Genomic DNA, 18231 nt, shown 5'->3' with positions numbered 1-18231 from the left:
GCTGGGGTGAGCCGAAGGCGAACCCCAACGCATGTCTTTCCTTCCGGCCACCACGTTGGGGTTCGCCTTCGGCTCACCCCAACCTACGCCATGGCTGCCGTTACTGGCGTCAGAGGCCGGCGAGCAGCTCGCGCACTACCGGCGCCAGCTTCGGATCCTGCAGCGCCATGTGCATGGTCGCGCGCACCAGGCCGGCCTTGTTGCCGCAGTCGAAGCGGGTGCCTTCGAAGCGGTAGGCCAGCACCTTGCCCTGTTCCTTGAGCAGGGCGTCGATCGCGTCGGTCAGCTGGATCTCGCCGCCGGCGCCCGGCGTGGTCTTTTCCAGCAGCTCGAAGATGCGGCCCGGCAGCACGTAGCGGCCGACCACGGCGAGATTGGACGGCGCCTCGGACGGCTTGGGTTTTTCCACCATGTGGCGGATCTGCGCGCTGCGCGCATCGATCGGGGTGGCGTCGACGATGCCGTACTTGTCGGTGTCGTTCTGCGGCACTTCCTCAACGGCGATCACGCCGCCGGCGCCTTGCGATTGCGCCAGCTCGGCCATCTGACCCAGCGCGCCCTTGCCCTTGTTCCAGATCAGGTCGTCCGGAAGGATCACGCCGAACGGCTCGTCGCCGACCACCGGCTTGGCGCACAGCACCGCGTGGCCCAGGCCCAGCGCCTCGGGCTGGGTGACGAAGATGGCGCGCACGTTGCGCGGCAAGGTGCCCTGCACCAGGGCGAGCAGTTCGTCCTTGCCCTTCTCCTGCAGCTTCGCTTCCAGTTCGTAGGACTTGTCGAAGTAGTCGGCGATGGCGTGCTTGTAGCGGTTGGTGACGAACACCAGGGTGTCGGCGCCGGCATCGACGGCTTCATCCACCGCGTACTGGATCAGCGGCTTGTCCAGCACCGGCAGCATTTCCTTGGCGACCACCTTGGTGGCCGGCAGGAAACGCGTGCCCAGGCCCGCCACGGGAAACACCACCTTGCGCAGAGGCTTGCTCACTCACTTCTCTCCTGATTCGTTGCGACGGATCGACACCACGTTGTCCGGCTGCGCCACATCGCTCCAGCGGAACGAGGGCAGCAGGCTGGACACGCAGCGCCTGAGGGTTTCTTCATCGTAGGCGACCGTGGCTTCGGACGCCTTCACCAGCTGGGCCTGCAGCAGGTCCCAGCTGACCTGGCGGTACTGCGCCAGGAAGATCTTGGCGTGCGCGGTCGCCGTGTAGTTTTCCAGCGGATGGAACAGTTCCTCGAACAGCTTCTCGCCGGAACGCAAACCGGTGAACACGATGGGGATCTCGGTGCCGGGCTTCTTGCCGGCCAGGCGGATCATCTGCTCGGCGAGGTCGCGGATCTTCACCGGCTCGCCCATGTCCAGCGCGAAGATCTCGCCGCCCTTGCCCAGGCTGGCTGCCTGCAGGATCAGCTGGCAGGCCTCCGGGATGGTCATGAAGTAGCGCGAGATTTCCGGGTGCGTGATGGTGACCGGGCCGCCCGCGCGGATCTGCTTGCGGAACAGCGGCACCACGGAGCCTGCCGAATCGAGCACGTTGCCGAAGCGCACGGTGATGTAGCGCGTGGCGGAGCTCGCATCGAGGTTCTGGCACCAGATCTCGGCGATGCGCTTGCAGGCGCCCATCACGCTGGTGGGATTGACCGCCTTGTCGGTGGAGATCAGCACGAAGCATTCGACGTGGTGGCGGTCGGCCAGGTCCGCCATGTTGCGCGAGGCCAGCACGTTGTTGCGGAAGGCGGAACGCAATTGCCCCTGCAGCAGCGGCACGTGCTTGTAGGCGGCGGCGTGGAACACCACCTGCGGCTTGTATTCGACGAACAGGCGCGTCATGGCGGCGGGGTCGCCGCAATCGGCCAGGATCGGGTCGAACAGCAGCTCGGGGAATTCCAGGCGCAGTTCCTGCGTGATCTGGTAGAGGTTGAACTCGCCGTTGTCCACCACGCACAGCGACTGCGCGCCCAGGCGCGCCACCTGCCGGCACAGTTCCGAACCGATCGAGCCGCCGCCGCCGGTGACCAGCACGCGCTTGCCGGTGAGGGTTTCGCGGATGGCCGTCCAGTCCAGCTCCACCGCGTCGCGGCCGAGCAGGTCCTCGATGGCGACTTCCTTGATCTCGTTGAACTGGGCGCGGCCGGCGACCACGTCCTCGAGCTTGGGCACGGTGCGGTACGGCAGGCCGGTCTGGTCGCACAGCTCGACCACGCGGCGCATTTCCTCGGTGGAGGCGCCGGGCATGGCGATCAGCAGCATCTGCGCGGCCACTTCGCGCGCCAGCTCCGGCAGCAGCTCCACCCGGCCCAGCACCGGGCGGCCGTTGATGCTGGCGCCGCGCAGGCTGTCGTGGTCATCGACGAAGCCGACCACGGCGTAGCGGCTGTCGCGGTGCAGGTCGCGCGCCAGCGCCTCGCCGGCGCGGTCGGCGCCGACGATCAGCACGCGCTGCACCGGCTGCGACTGGAACATGTCGATGCGGCTGTCCTTCCAGAAGCGGTAGGCCAGGCGCGGGCCGCCGAGCAGCATGGACAGCACCACCGGATAGACCAGCAGCACCGAGCGCGGCACGTCTTCCAGGCGGTTGTAGAGGAACAGGATCAGGCCGATGGCGAGCGAGCCGATGACCGTGGCGCGCAGGATGTTCCACAGGTCCGGCAGGCTGGCGAAGCGCCACAAGCCGCGGTACAGGCCGGTCCAGTTCAGCACCAGGCCCTGCACCGCCAGCACCAGCGGGAACTCCAGCAGGTGGAAGTGCACCGACACGCCGCCCACCAGGGCGTAGCGCAGCGACTTGGCGATCCACCAGGCCAGCGCCGCCATCAGCAGATCGTGCAGCACCACGGCCGCACGCGGATGGATGACAGCGATGAATTTACGTAGCGACATGTCTAGCCTTGTGCTGGATGCGCCACAGACAGTAGCGCTTGGCGAGCACCCAAGCTGCGCCCGCGATCAAATACGTAACGACGCCCATGGTCCATCCCCATCCCGGACAGCAGCATGACAGCCACGCCAGCGGCGCCGCCACCAGCAGATTCCAGGCCAGATAACACGCATCCCCCCTGGCGTGCGAAAAGCCGCTGCGAACCAGCCATTGATACAGGTGTTCGCGATGCGGGGCGTACCAGCGCCGTCCCTTCAGGAAACGGTTCAGCAGGGTAAGGCTGGCGTCCGTTACGAAGGATGAACTCAGGATCACGGCCGGCCAGACCAGGGCCTGGTCGACCCGCCACAGCAGCGCGGTCAGGGCGAACAGCAGGAAACCCAGGGTGCCGCTGCCCACGTCGCCCATGAAGATGGCCGCCCGCGGCCGGTTGTAGCACCAGAAACCCAGCGCGGCGGCCGCCAGGCAGGCGGCGGACACGGCCAGGGCCGGCTGCCCCGCCCCGCCGGCCAGCAGGGCCAGCCCCACTGCCACGAACAGGCATTGCTGGGCCAGGATGCCGTCGATGCCGTCCATGAAGTTGTGCAGGTTGATGCTCCAGGCGCCGCCCAGCACCAGCAGCGGCAGCCACAGCCAGGACACCTCGCCCAGGGCCGGCGCCCCCGCGATCAGCGCGCAGCCGAACAGCAGGCTGGCGCCCAGCTGCACGCCCAGGCGCGGCAGCACGGGCAGCGAATGATGGTCGTCCCACCAGCCGATCGCGGCCACCAGCACGGTGCCCAGCGCAAAGGCGAGCGCCACCTGCCATGGCCAGGCCGGCGCGAACAGCAGCAGCGCCCACGGCGAGGTCGCCAGCACGGCGGCCACCATGCCGATGCCGCCGCCGCGCGGGGTGGGAATGGAATGCGAGCGGCGCTGGCCGGGGTGGTCGAGCATGCCGCGCCAGCGCGCATAGGCGATGGCGGCGAGCACGATCACCAGGGCAAGGATCAGCGAAGCCAGCACCATTCCTGAGGCCAGCACGAGGGGCGTCATCATCGCGGCCTCACTCGTTGGCGACGCCGTGGATCGGGCGGATCGTGCTCCAGCTCTTGCAGCTGGGGCATTGCCAGTGGTGCGCCTTGGCGCCGAAGCCGCAGCGGCTGCAGCGGTACATGGCCTGGCCTTCCAGCAGCTTCTTGGTGAGGTCGCGCAGGATCAGGAAGTTCTCGCGCGCCTCGCCCTCGACCTTGTCCATGGTGGCGTCGATCAACGCCATCAGGCCGCGCACCGAAGGACGCTGGCGCAGCTGCGAGGTGAGGAAGTCGATCGCGGTGCGCTCGCCATCGCGCTGCTGGTACAGGCGGGTGAGCGCGAGCACCGGCGAGATGCCGTGGTAGCGCTCCAGGATGTCGCGCAGGAAACGCTCGGCGCGTTCCATCTGCTGCGAGCGCGCGTAGCTGTTGAGCAGCGGCGGCAGGATTTCCGGCACGAAGGCGATATCCGCTTCCACCGCCGCCTCGTAGGCCTCGATGGCCTTGCCGTGCTCGCCCTCTTCCGCATGCAGGCGGCCGGTGAGCATGAAGGCGCGCACGCTGTCGTGCTGGCAGGCGAAGGCCTGGCGCAGGTATTCGCGGGCGTCCTGGCGCGCGCCGTGCTGGCGGGCCTGTTCGGCCAGTTCGCAATAGAACTGCGCGATCATGCCGGCCTCGTCTTCGCCGGTCATGGCTTCGAGACGGCGCGCGTGTTCGATCGCCTTGTGCCAGTCGCGCTCGTGCTGGTAGATCGCGATCAGATGGCGCAGCGCGGACGGCGCGTGCGCATCCATCGCCACCAGGTCGGAGAACAGCGTTTCGGCGCGGTCGAGCAGGCCGGCGCGCATGTAGTCCTCGCCCAGTTCCAGCAGTGCGACGGTCTTCATCGCATCGGACAGGCCCGGGCGCGAGACCAGATGCTGGTGCAGGCGGATCGCGCGATCCACTTCGCCGCGGCGGCGGAACAGATTGCCCAGGGCGAGATGCGTTTCCACCGTGTCGCGGTTGTATTCCGCCAGGCGCAGGAAGACTTCGATCGCCTTGTCCTGCTCTTCGTTGAGCAGGTAGTTCAGGCCGCGGAAGTAGTCGGAGGAAAGCTCGCTGACCTGCGCGCCCGAGCGTTTCGCTCCGGCGCTCCGGGCGGTCCACCAGCCACTGATGAAGGCGACCGGGATCAGCAGGGCCAGCACATAGAGGGCGATCATGCGTCGGCGGGGAGCTTGGAATCCGTGCCGCGGGCGCTCTGCCGGCGCTGGCGGCGATGCCGCGCGCTGGTGCCCAGCCATGCCGTCAGCCCGCCCAGCAGCCAGCCCACGGCCATCGCGGCGAGCAGGGCCGCGCCCTTGGGCAGCTGGAAGCGTGCGAAGCCGAGGTCGTAGCCGACGAGGTCGGCATTGAGCGCGCCCAGCGCCACGCCGGCGGCGATGAAGAGCAGGAGAACGAGCGTGACGATCAATCGCATGCCCGGGACTTTAACCGATTGATGCCTACCGGCACAGGCGTCCGCGAGGCCAGTGTTCATGCGGTGTGCGCAGGTTTTCGCATTCACGACGCACAGACAAAAAAGAAGGCAGGACCGGCTCGACGCCGCCTGCCTTCATCACTTGCCTGGCCTGAAGCCTTTAAGCCGCGGAAGCCGCTTCCGCTTCGGCCAGAGCCTGGTTGACGCGTTCGCGCAATTCCTTGCCCGGCTTGAAATGCGGCACGTGCTTGCCCGGCAGGGCCACCGCTTCGCCGGTCTTGGGATTGCGGCCCATGCGCGGCGGGCGGTAGTGCAGCGCGAAGCTGCCGAAACCGCGGACTTCGATGCGTTCGCCGTGGGAAAGCGCGTTGCTCATCTGCTCGATGACGCTCTTGACGGCCAGCTCGACGTCGCTGAAGGCCAGATGGGTCTGGCGCCGTGCCAGCGCTTCGATCAATTCGGATTTGGTCATGGGTCCCCAATGTCCGTGACGATGGAACCACGGGGCGGCGAACGCCGCCCCGTGTCTTGCGAGTGTTGCTTAGTCGGCCTTGTTCAGCTGCTCTTTCAGCAGGGCGCCGAGCTTGGTGGTACCGCCGGAAGCCGACGAGTACTCCTGCATCGCGTCCTGCAGATCTTCTTCATCCTTGGCGCGGATGGAGAGCTGCAGCTGGCGACCCTTGCGGTCCATGCCGGTGAACTTGGCTTCGACCTTGTCGCCCACCTTCAGGTGCTGGGTGGCGTCGTCGATGCGCTCCTTGGCGATGTCGTTGGCGCGGATGTAACCCTCCACGCCCTCGCCCAGGTCGATCACCGCACCCTTCGCGTCGACTTCCTTCACGGTGCCGTTGACGATGGTGCCGCGCGGGTTGGTCGCCATGAACTGGCCGAACGGGTCCTGCTCCATCTGCTTGATGCCGAGGGAGATGCGCTCGCGCTCCGGATCCACCGCCAGCACCACGGCCTCGATCTCGTCGCCCTTCTTGAAGTTGCGCACGAGGTCTTCGCCGGTGCCCTGCCAGGAGATGTCGGACAGGTGGACCAGGCCGTCGATGCCGCCGTCCAGGCCGATGAAGATGCCGAAGTCGGTGATCGACTTGATCTGGCCCGACACCTTGTCGCCCTTCTTGTGCATGGCGGCGAAAGCTTCCCACGGGTTCGAGCGGGTCTGCTTGATACCCAGCGAGATGCGGCGACGCTCTTCATCCACGTCCAGCACCATCACTTCGGTCTCGTCGCCGACCTGCACCACCTTGGCCGGGTTGACGTTCTTGTTGGTCCAGTCCATCTCGGACACGTGGACCAGGCCTTCCACGCCCGGCTCGATCTCGACGAAGCAGCCGTAGTCGGTAACGTTGGAGACCTTGCCGAACAGGCGGCTGCCGACCGGGTAGCGGCGGGCAATGGCGACCCACGGGTCGTCGCCCAGCTGCTTCAGGCCCAGCGACACGCGGTTGCGCTCGCGGTCGTACTTCAGCACGCGCACGTCCAGCTCGTCGCCGACGTTGACGACTTCGGACGGGTGGCGCACGCGCTTCCACGCCATGTCGGTGATGTGCAGCAGGCCGTCGATACCGCCCAGGTCCACGAACGCGCCGTAGTCGGTGAGGTTCTTGACCGTGCCCTTGACCACCGCGCCTTCGGTCAGGCGCTCAAGCAGCTTCTCGCGCTCCTCGGAGAACTCGGTCTCGACGACGGCGCGGCGGCTGACGACCACGTTGTTGCGCTTGCGGTCGAGCTTGATGATCTTGAACTCGAGGTCCTTGCCCTCGAGGTACACCGGATCGCGGACCGGGCGCACGTCGACCAGGGAACCCGGCAGGAACGCGCGGACGTCCTTGATGTCGACGGTGAAACCGCCCTTGACCTTGCCGGAGATCTTGCCGGTGATGGTCTCTTCCTTCTCGAAGGCGGCTTCCAGGTCGTCCCACACCATGGAGCGCTTGGCCTTCTCGCGGGAGAGCTTGGTCTCGCCGAAGCCGTCTTCCAGCGCGTCGAGAGCGACCTTTACTTCGTCGCCCACCTGCACCTCGAGCGTGCCGCTCTCGTCCTTGAACTGCTCGATCGGGACGATGCCTTCGCTCTTGAGGCCGGCGTTGATCACGACGACGTCGTTGCGGATTTCCACAACGATGCCGCTGACGATCGCGCCCGGCTTCAGCTTGGAGATGGCCTGTTGGCTCTGTTCAAACAGCTCGGCAAAACTTTCAGTCATGTTGATTCCAGAAATGAGAAAAGGCCTGCTCCACCGCGCGCATGGGAAAGTTTGCGCAATGTGGATCGGCCCACCGGTTGTGGGTGTCTACAGAGGAGGATCCCCTTCGGCACCGTTGACCAAAACCCCGCTCGCGGCGGGGCGCCTTAATGCCTTCGCGCAACCCTAGGGCTGCAGGACGGCAAGTACTTTCGCGACGACGTCGTCGATGCCCATGCCGGTGGTATCCACCAGGACCGCATCGTCGGCGGGCTTGAGCGGCGCGACGGTCCGGGAGGCATCCCTGGCATCGCGCGCTTCAATCTCTCGCTGAAGGCCGGAGAGTGTAACGCTGAGACCCTTTGCTTTCAACTGTTTATAGCGCCTTTTCGCCCTTTCGGCGGCGCTGGCGGTCAGGAACACCTTGTAGGCGGCGTCCGGGAAGATCACGGTGCCCATGTCGCGCCCGTCGGCGACCAGGCCCGGCGCCTTGCGGAAACCCAGCTGCAGGTCGACCAGGGCGGCCCGCACCGAGGGGATCGAGGCAATGGCCGAGGCCGCCGCGCCAGCGGTCTCGGTGCGCAGCTCGTCGGTGGCGTCGTGGCCGTTGACCAGCACGTGGGTGTCGCCGCCGTCCGGGGCGGCCTGGAAGCGGATCTTCACGTGCTGGGCGCAGCGGGTCACGGCCTCGGCGTCGGACAGGTCCAGCCCCTCCATGCCGGCGGCGTAGCCGACCGCGCGGTAGAGCGCGCCGGAATCGAGCAGGCGCCAGCCCAGGTGCTCGGCCACGAGCCGGCTGATGGTGCCTTTCCCGGATCCCGAGGGCCCGTCGATGGTCAGCACGGGAACGGGGGTCGAGGGACTCATGGGGGCTCCGGCGGCAGGCAAACCACTATGTTAACGCGTTGACCCCACCCGGAGCGCATGCTATCTAGCCGGCCGCCTCCGTCCTGCCGCGTGCCCAAGCCCATCCATGAGCGACGATCTTCAAAGCGAGTTCCAGCAAGCCGCCGAGGACGTCCAGGGGCTGGGCGAGCGCCCGGACAACGACACCCTGCTCAAGCTCTACGCCCTCTACAAGCAGGGTTCGGAGGGCGACGTGCACGGCACCGTGCCGGGCTTCTTCGACTTCGTCGGCACCGCCAAATACGAGGCCTGGGCCAAGCTGCGCGGCAGTTCCCGCGAAGACGCCATGCGCCGCTACATCGCCCTGGTGCGCCAGCTGCTCGCCTGAGCCTTGCTTTTGAGCCCGCCCAGCGGGCACATTCATACGACCGTTTGAACCGACCGGGCCGTATGGACTACCCCCACCTCTTCGCACCGCTCGACCTGGGCCACACCACCCTGCCCAACCGCATCCTGATGGGCTCGATGCATACGGGCCTGGAGGACAAGGCCGCCGACTACGACAAGCTCGCCGCGTACTTCGCCGAGCGCGCCCGCGGCGGCGTCGGCCTGATGGTCACCGGCGGCATCGCGCCCAGCATCGAGGGCTGGCTGAAACCCTTCGGCGGACGCCTGTCCATGCCCTGGCACGTGGCGCGGCACCGCAAGCTGACGCGGGCGGTGCAAGCGGAAGGCGGCAAGCTGTGCATGCAGATCCTGCATGCCGGGCGCTACGGCTATCACCCGCTGTCGGTGGCGCCGTCCAAGCTGAAATCGCCGATCACACCCTTCACGCCGCGCGGCCTCTCTTCACGCGGCGTCGAGCGCACCATCGCCGACTTCGTGCGCTGCGCGCAGCTGGCGCGCGAGGCCGGCTACGACGGCGTCGAGGTGATGGGTTCGGAGGGTTACCTGATCAACCAGTTCCTGGTCGAGCGCACCAACCGCCGCAGCGACCGCTGGGGCGGCAGCGCGGCCGGGCGCATGCGTTTTCCGGTCGAGATCGTGCGCCGCATGCGCGAAGCGGTGGGCCGCGATTTCATCATCATCTATCGCCTGTCGATGCTGGACCTGGTCGAACAGGGCCAGGACTGGGACGAGATCGTCACCCTGGCCAAGGCCGTCGAAGCCGCCGGCGCCAGCATCATCAATACCGGTATCGGCTGGCACGAGGCGCGCATCCCGACCATCGTCACCAGCGTGCCGCGCGCCGGCTTTGCCTGGGTCACGCGCAAGCTCAAGGGCGAGGTCGGCATTCCGCTGATCACCACCAACCGCATCAACATGCCCGACGTGGCCGAGCGCATCCTGGCCGAGGGCGATGCCGACATGGTGTCGATGGCGCGGCCGCTGCTGGCCGATCCTGACTGGGCCAAGAAGGCCAGCACCGGGCGCGCCGACCGCATCAACACCTGCATCGCCTGCAACCAGGCCTGCCTCGACCACGTGTTCCAGAACAAGCGCGCCAGCTGCCTGGTGAATCCGCGCGCCTGCCACGAAACCGAACTGCCGATCACCCCGGCCGCGCAGCGCAAGCGCATCGCCGTGGTCGGCGCCGGCCCCGCCGGCATGGCCTGCGCCAGCACGCTGGCGGAGCGCGGCCACGACGTGACCCTGATCGACCGGGCCGAGGAAATCGGCGGCCAGTTCAACTATGCGAAGCGGATTCCCGGCAAGGAGGAATTCCACGAGACGCTGCGCTATTTCCGCCATCGCCTGGCGGATCTCGGCGTGACCTTGCGCCTGCGCACCAAGGCCGATGTGGAAGCGCTGCGCGGCTATGACGAGGTGGTGATCGCCACCGGCATCGCGCCGCGCAAGGTGGCCTTTCCGGGCAGCGACGATGCGCGCGTGCTGAGCTACCTGGACGTGCTTGCGCACAACCGTCCCGTCGGCCAGCGCGTGGCCATCATCGGCGCCGGCGGCATCGGCTTCGACGTGGCGGAATTCCTGGCCGAGCACGCGCCCTCGCCGACCACCGACGTGGTGCGCTGGACGCGCGAATGGGGCGTGGACATGCGGCTCGATGCGCGCGGCGGCCTGCTCGCCGCGGCGCCGGAAAAACCGGCGCGGCAGATCTGGCTGATGCAGCGCTCCGAAGGCCGCCCCGGCGCACGCCTCAACAAGACCACCGGCTGGGTGCACCGCGCCACGCTGAAGAACAAGCAGGTGGCGATGCTGGGCGGGGTCAGCTACGACCGCCTCGACGAAGCTGGCCTGCACATCACCGTCGATGGCAAGTCGCAACTGCTGCCGGTCGACCACGTGATCGTCTGCGCCGGCCAGGAACCGCTGCGCGAGCTCGCCGACGCCCTGCTCGCCGCCGGCATCGCCGCGCATGTGATCGGCGGCGCCGACGTGGCGGCCGAACTGGATGCGAAGCGCGCGATCGCCCAGGGCACGCGCCTGGCCAGCACCCTCTGAGGGACTGGTCAGTCGCGTTTCCGGGGAGCAGAAAAGAAAGCGCCCCGCTAGACGACGCGTCGATAGCGGGCCAGGGGGAGGGGGCCGGGTATCGCGGGGGTAGCGTCGCTGCGGGGCGAGGGTCGCCGCCACCTGGGGGGAGGGGACGGTGGCGGGACGAACGGAAGCATAGGTTCGACAGACCGCATCGGCCAATATATATTTCGGACGATTCTTATATGTAAACCCTATATGTTCGATTTCCGCCAGCTCCGCTACTTCGTCGCCGTGGCCGAGGAACTCAGCTTCACCCGGGCCTCGCAGCGCCTGCATATCTCCCAGCCGCCGCTGTCCCAGCAGATCCAGGCGCTGGAAGCGGACCTGGGCGTGCGCCTGCTCGACCGCGACAAGCGCAACGTGGCCCTGACCGAACCCGGCCGCGTGTTCCTGGAACAGGCCCGGCAGATCCTGGCCAAGGCGGACGAGGCGCGCAGCCAGGTCTCGCAGGCCGCGGCTGGCTTCAGCGGGCAGCTGCGGCTGGCCTACACCGTGTCGGTGACCTTCCACCCTTCCCTGCCCCAGACCCTGCTGCGCTACGGGCGCCACGCACCGCACGTGCGGGTGATCCTCAGCGAGATGTATACCGAGCCGCAGTTCGCCGCCCTGCTGGCTGGCGAGCTGGACGTGGGCTTCGTGCGCGACCTGCCCAAGCACGAGGCGGACACCCACACCCTGCGCATCGACGAGATCGACCGCGAACCCCTGCTGCTGGCCCTGCCCTCCGAGCATCCGCTGGCTGCGCGCCGCAAGATCTGGCTGCGCGAAGTGGCCGACGCCCCGTTCGTGGTGCAGCCGCGCGAGCTGGCCGCCACCTTGTACGACCGCCTGACCCTGATCGCCGCCAAGGCCGATTTCCACCCGCTGATCCGCCAGCACGCCCAGCAGATCAATGGCTTGCTGATGCTGGTGGCGGCGGGCATGGGGCTGGCGCTGATCCCCGCCTCGATGTGCTCGGTGGCCCTGGCCGGAGTCAGCTACGTAGAACTGGAAGACCCGGACGCCTACATGCTGCTGGCCGTGGCCAGCCGCCGCGACGACGCCTCCCCGGTGCTGGCCCAGTTCCTATCCCTGGTGGCCGAAGCGCGCTCCGTACCGAATTTGTTGTGAAGACGTACTTGTTCCAGGGCAATCAAGCGGCTACACTTGCGAGCTTGTCTTTTCCCGTTAGTGTCAGGAGCTGGCCGTGAAGGTGCTTTCCTCTTTGAAGTCCGCCAAGCAGCGGCACCGTGACTGCAAGGTTGTGCGCCGTCGCGGCAAGGTGTTCGTGATCTGCAAGAGCAACCCGCGTTTCAAGGCCCGTCAGCGCTGAGTTTCAGCTGCGACGAGTCATAAAAAGGGCCGCATTCGCGGCCCTTTTTTATTGCCTGGATTTTGTCGGCGTATCCAGATTGCATCGCCATCCCATCCAGCGTCATCCCGGCGCAGGCCGGGATCCAGTAGCGACACCGTCCGGTGGTCGCTACTGACTTCAAGAGCTGAGCTTGTGGCGTTCGTGCTCTATCGAGCGCCTCGCTACTGGATCCCGGCCTGCGCCGGGATGACGGGCTGAGGGGCGCGAGGAAAACCTCGCGCCCCCAGCCACGTCAGTTGTAACGCACCCCGATAATCACATACCGCTTCGTCCCATTCGGCGCCTGGAACTCGAAGCTGTCCTCGGCGCTCTTGCCGATCAGCGCACGGGCGATCGGCGAAGACACCGCGATCAGGCGCTGTTTGATGTCCGCCTCCAGGTCGCCGACGATCTGGTAGGTCACCGCCTCGCCGCTGTCCTCGTCTTCCAGGTCCACGATGGCGCCGAACACCACGCGCGAACCGGGGTTGAGGCGCGTGACGTCGATCACCTCGGCGGTGGACAGCGCGGCTTCGAGTTCGGCGATGCGTCCCTCGGTGAAGCTCTGCTGCTCGCGCGCCGCGTGGTACTCGGCGTTTTCCTTCAGGTCGCCGTGCGCGCGCGCCTCGGCGATGGCCGCGATGATGCGCGGCCGGTCCACGGACTTCAGCCGCTCCAGTTCCGCGCGCAGGCGCTCGGAACCCAGTTTGGTGATAGGGGCGCGACTCATGCTTTGAGCTCCTTGTGCAGCTCCTGCAAGCTGTGCACTTCACCGGCGCCGTGGTAGTCCAGCGAATGCACCAGTGCACGGGCACCGGCGACGGTGGTTGAGTAGGTGACGCGATGCTGCAGGGCTTCGCGGCGGATCGAGAACGAGTCGGCGATCGCCTGCTTGCCCTCGGTGGTGTTGACGATATAGACGATCTCGCCGTTCTTGATCAGGTCGACGATATGCGGGCGGCCTTCGGCCACCTTGTTGATGCGCTCGCAGGCCACGCCATGCCCGGCCAGGTACGCGGCCGTGCCTTCGGTGGCGACCAGGCTGAAGCCGCGCGACACGGCATCCTTGGCCACCGGCAGCAGGCGGTCCTTGTCGGCATCGCGCACCGACACGAACACCTTGCCCTTCGGCGGCGTCTTGATGCCGGCGGCGTCGTGGCCGCGCGCGAAGGCGGCGCCGAAGCTGCGGCCCACGCCCATCACCTCGCCGGTGGAACGCATCTCGGGGCCGAGGATCGGGTCCACGTTCTGGAACTTCAGGAACGGGAAGATCGCTTCCTTCACCGAGTAGTACGACGGGATCACTTCCTTGGTGGTGCCCTGCGCGGTCAGCGTGCGGCCGGCCATAGCGCGCGCGGCGATCTTGGCCAGCGGCACGCCGGTGGCCTTGGACACGAACGGCACCGTGCGCGAGGCGCGCGGATTCACTTCAAGGATGAACACGGTGTCGCCCTGGATGGCGAACTGGGTGTTCATCAGGCCGATCACCTTCAGCTCCCGCGCCATCAGCGCGGACTGGCGGCGCAGCTCGTCCTGCACTTCCTTGGAGAGCGAATACGGCGGCAGCGAGCAGGACGAGTCGCCGGAATGCACGCCGGCCTCCTCGATGTGCTCCATGATGCCGCCGACCAGCACGTTGCCTTCGGCGTCGGCAATGATGTCCACGTCCACCTCGACCGCGTGGTCGAGGAAGCGGTCCAGCAGCACCGGCGAATCGTTGGAGACCTGCACCGCCTCGCGGATGTAGCGCGAGAGATCGGCGTCGCCGTAGACGATTTCCATCGCGCGGCCGCCCAGCACGTAGCTCGGGCGCACCACCAGCGGGTAGCCGATCTCGCGCGCCAGCGCCAGCGCCTCGTCGGCGTTGCGCGCGGTGCGGTTCGGCGGCTGCTTCAGGCCGATCTTCTCGATCATCTGCTGGAAGCGCTCGCGGTCCTCGGCCAGGTCGATCGAGTCCGGCGAGGTGCCGATCACCGGCGCACCGGCCGCTTCGAGCGCGCGCGCCAGCTTCAGCGGGGTCTGGCCGCCGTACTGCACGATCACGCCCTTGGGCTTTTCGAGATCGACGATCTCCAGCACGTCTTCCAGCGTCAGCGGCTCGAAGTACAGGCGGTCGGAGGTGTCGTAGTCGGTGGACACGGTTTCCGGGTTGCAGTTGACCATGATGGTCTCGAACCCGTCCTCGCGCAGCGCCAGCGCCGCATGCACGCAGCAGTAGTCGAACTCGATGCCCTGGCCGATGCGGTTCGGACCGCCGCCCAGCACCATGATCTTGTCGCGGCTGGTCGGGTTGGCCTCGCACTCTTCCTCGTAGGTCGAGTACATGTAGGCCGTGGTGGTGGCGAATTCGGCGGCGCAGGAATCCACGCGCTTGTACACCGGGCGCACGCCCAGGGTGCGGCGCAGGTGGCGCACGGCGGCTTCGTCGGTGTCGGTCAGTTCCGCGATGCGCGCGTCGGAGAAGCCCATGCGCTTCAACTCGCGCATGCGCAGTGCGTCCAGCGCGCTGATGCCCTGCGCCTGCACTTCGTTCTCGGTCAGCACGATATCTTCGAACGCAGCGAGGAACCACGGATCCACGCGGCTGAGGCCGTACACCTCTTCCAGCGACAGGCCGGCGCGGAACGCGTCGCCCAGGTGGAACACGCGGTCCGGGCGCGGCTCGCGCAGCTCGCGCTTGAGCGCGGCCAGGCCTTCGTCGCTGGTGAAATCCACGCCGGTCGGGTTCAGCCCGGTCTTGCCGATTTCCAGGCCGCGCAGCGCCTTCTGCAGCGACTCGTGGAAGGTGCGGCCCATCGCCATCACCTCGCCCACCGACTTCATCTGCGTGGTCAGGCGCGCATCGGCCGAGGGGAATTTCTCGAAGGCGAAGCGCGGAATCTTGGTGACCACGTAGTCGATGGTCGGCTCGAACGAGGCCGGGGTGAGGCCGCCGGTGATGTCGTTCTTGAGCTCATCCAGCGTGTAGCCCACGGCCAGCTTCGCCGCGATCTTGGCGATCGGGAAGCCGGTGGCCTTGGAGGCCAGCGCCGAGGAGCGCGACACGCGCGGGTTCATCTCGATCACCACCACGCGGCCGTCCTCGGCATTGATGCCGAACTGCACGTTGGAGCCGCCGGTGTCCACGCCGATCTTGCGCAGCACGGCGATCGAGGCGTCGCGCAGGCGCTGGTATTCCTTGTCGGTGAGGGTCTGCGCCGGCGCCACGGTGATCGAGTCGCCGGTGTGCACGCCCATCGGATCGAGGTTTTCGATCGAGCACACGATGATGCAGTTGTCCGCCTTGTCGCGGACCACTTCCATCTCGAATTCCTTCCAGCCCAGCACCGATTCCTCGACGAGGATTTCGTGCACGGGCGAGAGATCGAGGCCGCGCTTGGCGATCTCCTCGAATTCTTCCTTGTTGTAGGCGATGCCGCCGCCCGAACCGCCCAGGGTGAAGCTGGGGCGGATGATGGTGGGGAAGCCCACCTTGACCTGGATGTCCAGCGCCTGCTCGAAGGTCCTGGCCACTTCGGCCTTGGGGCATTCCAGGCCGATGTCCTTCATGGCGATGCGGAACAGCTCGCGGTCCTCGGCCATGCGGATGGCTTCGCGCGAGGCGCCGATCAGTTCCACGCCGTACTTTTCCAGCACGCCGTTGTCGGCCAGGTCCAGCGCGCAATTGAGGCCGGTCTGGCCGCCCATGGTGGGCAGCACCGCGTCCGGGCGCTCCTTGGCGATGATGCGTTCCACCGTCTGCCAGTTGATCGGCTCGATGTAGACCGCGTCGGCGGTTTCCGGGTCGGTCATGATCGTGGCGGGGTTGGAGTTCACCAGGATCACCCGGTAGCCCTCTTCCTTCAGCGCCTTGCAGGCCTGCGCGCCGGAGTAGTCGAACTCGCAGGCCTGGCCGATCACGATCGGGCCGGCGCCGATGATCAGGATGCTCTTGATGTCTGTGCGCTTGGGCATCTCAGCGGGACTCCTGCATCAGCTGGGCGAAACGTTCGAAGAGGTAACCGATGTCGTGCGGGCCGGGGCTGGCTTCCGGATGGCCCTGGAAGCAGAACGCCGGGCGGTCGGTGAGCGCGAAGCCCTGCAGCGAGCCGTCGAACAGCGAGCTGTGGGTGACGCGCACGTTGGCCGGCAAGGTGGCCGGGTCGACCGCGAAGCCGTGGTTCTGCGAGGTGATCAGCACGCGGCCGTCGTCGTGGTCCTTCACCGGATGGTTGGCGCCGTGGTGGCCGAACTTCATCTTCAAGGTCTTGGCGCCCAGCGCCAGGCCCATGATCTGGTGGCCCAGGCAGATGCCGAACAGCGGGATCTTCGCGTCCAGGAATTGACGCGTGGCGGCCACCGCGTAGTCGCAGGCCGCCGGGTCGCCGGGGCCGTTGGACAGGAACACGCCGTCCGGCTTCATCGCCAGCACCTCGGCGGCGGGCGTCTGCGCCGGCACCACGGTGATGTCGCAGCCCTGCGCGGCGAGCAGGCGCAGGATGTTGAGCTTCACGCCGTAGTCGTAGGCCACCACCTTGAAGCGCGTGGCCGGCTGTTCGAAGGCCTGGCGGTCCAGATCGTAGGTGCCTTCCTTCCAGGCGTAGGGCTTGGTCACGCTGACCACCTTGGCCAGGTCCATGCCGTTGAGGCCCGGGAAGGCGCGCGCCTTGGCCAGCGCGGCCTCGGCGTCGGCGTGCTCGCCGGCGACGATGCAGCCGGCCAGCGCGCCCTTGTCGCGCAGGATGCGGGTGAGGCGGCGGGTGTCGATGCCGGCGATCGCCACGATGCCGTGGCGCTTGAGGTAGTCCGGCAGGCTTTCGGTGCTGCGCCAGTTGCTCGCGCGGCGCGGCACGTCGCGCACGATCAGACCGGCGGCGTGCACGGCCAGCGACTCGGCGTCCTCGGCGTTGACGCCGGTGTTGCCGATGTGCGGGTAGGTCAGGGTGACGATCTGACGCGAGTACGAGGGATCGGTGAGGATCTCCTGGTAGCCGGTCATGGCGGTGTTGAAGACCACCTCGCCGACGGTTTCACCAGTCGCACCCACGGCGTGGCCGTGAAATACGCTGCCGTCTTCGAGGGCAAGCAGAGCGGGAATAGGCATGGAGGGGGCCGCCTTTTAGGTGCAGCAAAGTCCGCAAGCCGCTACTAGCTGGCTTGTGGACCTTGGTCGAGGAAAGTCTTTGGGCGGGTCGCAATGATAGGTGCGAAGGCCTGTTCTGTCCACCGAAAACAACCGTGAACGTGGCGTGTTCTTGTCCGCCGGATGACAGGACAGGCGCTACACTAGCGCCCGTTCCAATGGAGATGCACACGCCCATGAGCGCCGCCGTTCTGCTCGATCCTGCCCGTCTCGACCGACCGGATACGGATATCAGGCTGGAGCCGTTCCCCTTCCTGATCGCCCACGGGCAGCTGCCGGACGAGTCGCGCACCGACCTGGAACGCGATTTCCCGCGCTACGCCAGCGCCGGTTTCTTTCCCTACGACGCCAGCGACTGCGGCCCCACCGTCAACGCCCTGGTCGAGCGCCTGACCACGCCGGAATTCGCCGGCGCGGTCGGCAAGCGCCTAGGCATCGAGAACCTGGGCCAGTACCCCACCCTGGTCACCCTGTGCCGCTCGCTCAACAAGCGCCACGGCACCATCCACACCGACAGCAAGTCCAAGGTGGCCACCGCCCTGCTCTACCTCAACACGCAGTGGCCGGACACCAGCGACGGCTGCCTGCGCTTCCTGGGCAGCATCGACAACATCGACGACATCGTCGCCCCCGAACTCAAGCCCCTGTACGGCGAGTTCGCGGTGTTCAAGCGCTGCGACAACTCCTTCCACGGCCATCTGCCCTACGAGGGCGAGCGCCGGGTGATCCAGGTGGCCTGGCTCACCAGCGAGGAGGAAAAGCTGCGCAAGACCAAGCGCGGCAAGTTCGCCCGCGCCTTCAAGAAGCTGTTCGGCTCGCTGGACCGCAAGCTCGGCGCGGACCGCGACCGCAACGCGGCGCACCGGGACTGAACCTGCCGCCG

The 18231-nt window shown here is 67.2% G+C and carries 16 protein-coding genes; 5 read left to right on the top strand and 11 right to left on the bottom strand.

The window, feature by feature from the left end:
- Positions 1-109: 109 nt before the first annotated feature.
- The 8 genes from galU to cmk form a co-directional block, all read right to left on the bottom strand.
- Positions 110-985: a UTP--glucose-1-phosphate uridylyltransferase GalU gene (gene galU, locus KK141_RS20165; protein ID WP_214571884.1), complete on the bottom strand. Its 876-nt coding sequence runs from the start codon at positions 983-985 to the stop codon at positions 110-112.
- Positions 986-2881 carry a nucleoside-diphosphate sugar epimerase/dehydratase gene (locus tag KK141_RS20160; RefSeq protein WP_214571885.1) on the bottom strand — a complete coding sequence of 632 codons (1896 nt, stop codon included), beginning with the start codon at positions 2879-2881 and terminating at the stop codon, positions 986-988.
- Complete coding sequence (locus tag KK141_RS20155) at positions 2868-3917, bottom strand: glycosyltransferase family 4 protein (RefSeq protein WP_345777599.1); 1050 nt, start codon at positions 3915-3917, stop codon at positions 2868-2870. Before KK141_RS20155 ends, KK141_RS20160 begins: the two co-directional genes overlap by 14 nt.
- A 7-nt stretch (positions 3918-3924) precedes the next feature.
- Positions 3925-5097, bottom strand: coding sequence for a lipopolysaccharide assembly protein LapB (gene lapB / locus KK141_RS20150; RefSeq protein WP_167257679.1), 1173 nt, complete (start codon positions 5095-5097; stop codon positions 3925-3927).
- Positions 5094-5354, bottom strand: coding sequence for a LapA family protein (locus KK141_RS20145; RefSeq protein WP_167257680.1), 261 nt, complete (start codon positions 5352-5354; stop codon positions 5094-5096). The genes lapB and KK141_RS20145 overlap by 4 nt, the downstream gene beginning before the upstream one ends.
- Positions 5355-5514: 160 nt before the next feature.
- The gene (locus KK141_RS20140) at positions 5515-5826 is read right to left on the bottom strand and encodes an integration host factor subunit beta (RefSeq protein WP_026634345.1); all 312 of its coding nucleotides are present in this window, start codon (positions 5824-5826) and stop codon (positions 5515-5517) included.
- Between the two features lie 69 nt (positions 5827-5895).
- Positions 5896-7569 (bottom strand): 30S ribosomal protein S1, encoded by a 1674-nt coding sequence (gene rpsA, locus KK141_RS20135; RefSeq protein ID WP_167257681.1) that lies wholly within the window; start codon positions 7567-7569, stop codon positions 5896-5898.
- A gap of 165 nt (positions 7570-7734) precedes the next feature.
- On the bottom strand, positions 7735-8415 hold the full coding sequence (gene cmk, locus KK141_RS20130; RefSeq protein WP_214571886.1) for a (d)CMP kinase: 681 nt from the start codon (positions 8413-8415) through the stop codon (positions 7735-7737).
- A gap of 106 nt (positions 8416-8521) precedes the next feature.
- Between cmk and KK141_RS20125 the strand changes: the two genes are divergently transcribed.
- The 4 genes from KK141_RS20125 (at position 8522) to ykgO (ending at position 12205) form a co-directional block, all read left to right on the top strand.
- Positions 8522-8782, top strand: coding sequence for an acyl-CoA-binding protein (locus tag KK141_RS20125; protein ID WP_168649542.1), 261 nt, complete (start codon positions 8522-8524; stop codon positions 8780-8782).
- A 62-nt stretch (positions 8783-8844) separates the two neighbouring features.
- Positions 8845-10857, top strand: coding sequence for an NADPH-dependent 2,4-dienoyl-CoA reductase (locus KK141_RS20120; RefSeq protein ID WP_214571887.1), 2013 nt, complete (start codon positions 8845-8847; stop codon positions 10855-10857).
- Positions 10858-11088: 231 nt separating this feature from the next.
- A complete protein-coding gene (locus tag KK141_RS20115; RefSeq protein WP_214571889.1) occupies positions 11089-12003 on the top strand; it encodes a LysR substrate-binding domain-containing protein in 915 nt (304 codons plus the stop codon).
- 76 nt (positions 12004-12079) lie between these two features.
- A complete protein-coding gene (gene ykgO / locus KK141_RS20110; protein ID WP_008215056.1) occupies positions 12080-12205 on the top strand; it encodes a type B 50S ribosomal protein L36 in 126 nt (41 codons plus the stop codon).
- 274 nt (positions 12206-12479) lie between these two features.
- Here ykgO and greA read toward each other — a convergent pair whose 3' ends face one another.
- The 3 genes from greA to carA are packed head-to-tail and all read right to left on the bottom strand — an operon-like array spanning position 12480 to position 17309.
- Positions 12480-12956 (bottom strand): transcription elongation factor GreA, encoded by a 477-nt coding sequence (gene greA, locus KK141_RS20105; RefSeq protein WP_214571890.1) that lies wholly within the window; start codon positions 12954-12956, stop codon positions 12480-12482.
- Positions 12953-16180 (bottom strand): carbamoyl-phosphate synthase large subunit, encoded by a 3228-nt coding sequence (gene carB / locus KK141_RS20100; protein ID WP_214571895.1) that lies wholly within the window; start codon positions 16178-16180, stop codon positions 12953-12955. Before carB ends, greA begins: the two co-directional genes overlap by 4 nt.
- 1 nt (position 16181) lies before the next feature.
- Positions 16182-17309, bottom strand: a complete 1128-nt coding sequence (gene carA, locus KK141_RS20095; protein WP_214571897.1) for a glutamine-hydrolyzing carbamoyl-phosphate synthase small subunit — start codon at positions 17307-17309, stop codon at positions 16182-16184.
- Positions 17310-17524: 215 nt separating this feature from the next.
- On the opposite strand from carA, the gene KK141_RS20090 reads away from it, so the two are divergent.
- Positions 17525-18220 carry a 2OG-Fe(II) oxygenase gene (locus tag KK141_RS20090; RefSeq protein WP_214571898.1) on the top strand — a complete coding sequence of 232 codons (696 nt, stop codon included), beginning with the start codon at positions 17525-17527 and terminating at the stop codon, positions 18218-18220.
- Positions 18221-18231 lie beyond the last annotated feature (11 nt).

Origin of the sequence: Dyella sp. LX-66 (assembly GCF_018599165.1) — a bacterium.
Taxonomy (GTDB): domain Bacteria; phylum Pseudomonadota; class Gammaproteobacteria; order Xanthomonadales; family Rhodanobacteraceae; genus Dyella_D; species Dyella_D marensis.
The sequence above is the reverse complement of the archived record's forward strand: the minus strand, read 5'-3'. Positions and strand labels throughout refer to the sequence as shown.

What these genes read in the sequence shown, in the direction of transcription:
- KK141_RS20160 (WP_214571885.1), bottom strand. Translation starts at nt 2,881, where the DNA reads ATGTCGCTACGTAAATTCATCGCTGTCATCCATCCGCGTGCGGCCGTG.
- rpsA (WP_167257681.1), bottom strand. Translation starts at nt 7,569, where the DNA reads ATGACTGAAAGTTTTGCCGAGCTGTTTGAACAGAGCCAACAGGCCATC.
- KK141_RS20090 (WP_214571898.1), top strand. Translation starts at nt 17,525, where the DNA reads ATGAGCGCCGCCGTTCTGCTCGATCCTGCCCGTCTCGACCGACCGGAT.
- KK141_RS20145 (WP_167257680.1), bottom strand. Translation starts at nt 5,354, where the DNA reads ATGCGATTGATCGTCACGCTCGTTCTCCTGCTCTTCATCGCCGCCGGC.
- KK141_RS20125 (WP_168649542.1), top strand. Translation starts at nt 8,522, where the DNA reads ATGAGCGACGATCTTCAAAGCGAGTTCCAGCAAGCCGCCGAGGACGTC.
- KK141_RS20115 (WP_214571889.1), top strand. Translation starts at nt 11,089, where the DNA reads ATGTTCGATTTCCGCCAGCTCCGCTACTTCGTCGCCGTGGCCGAGGAA.
- cmk (WP_214571886.1), bottom strand. Translation starts at nt 8,415, where the DNA reads ATGAGTCCCTCGACCCCCGTTCCCGTGCTGACCATCGACGGGCCCTCG.
- KK141_RS20140 (WP_026634345.1), bottom strand. Translation starts at nt 5,826, where the DNA reads ATGACCAAATCCGAATTGATCGAAGCGCTGGCACGGCGCCAGACCCAT.
- greA (WP_214571890.1), bottom strand. Translation starts at nt 12,956, where the DNA reads ATGAGTCGCGCCCCTATCACCAAACTGGGTTCCGAGCGCCTGCGCGCG.
- carA (WP_214571897.1), bottom strand. Translation starts at nt 17,309, where the DNA reads ATGCCTATTCCCGCTCTGCTTGCCCTCGAAGACGGCAGCGTATTTCAC.
- lapB (WP_167257679.1), bottom strand. Translation starts at nt 5,097, where the DNA reads ATGATCGCCCTCTATGTGCTGGCCCTGCTGATCCCGGTCGCCTTCATC.
- KK141_RS20120 (WP_214571887.1), top strand. Translation starts at nt 8,845, where the DNA reads ATGGACTACCCCCACCTCTTCGCACCGCTCGACCTGGGCCACACCACC.
- KK141_RS20155 (WP_345777599.1), bottom strand. Translation starts at nt 3,917, where the DNA reads ATGATGACGCCCCTCGTGCTGGCCTCAGGAATGGTGCTGGCTTCGCTG.
- carB (WP_214571895.1), bottom strand. Translation starts at nt 16,180, where the DNA reads ATGCCCAAGCGCACAGACATCAAGAGCATCCTGATCATCGGCGCCGGC.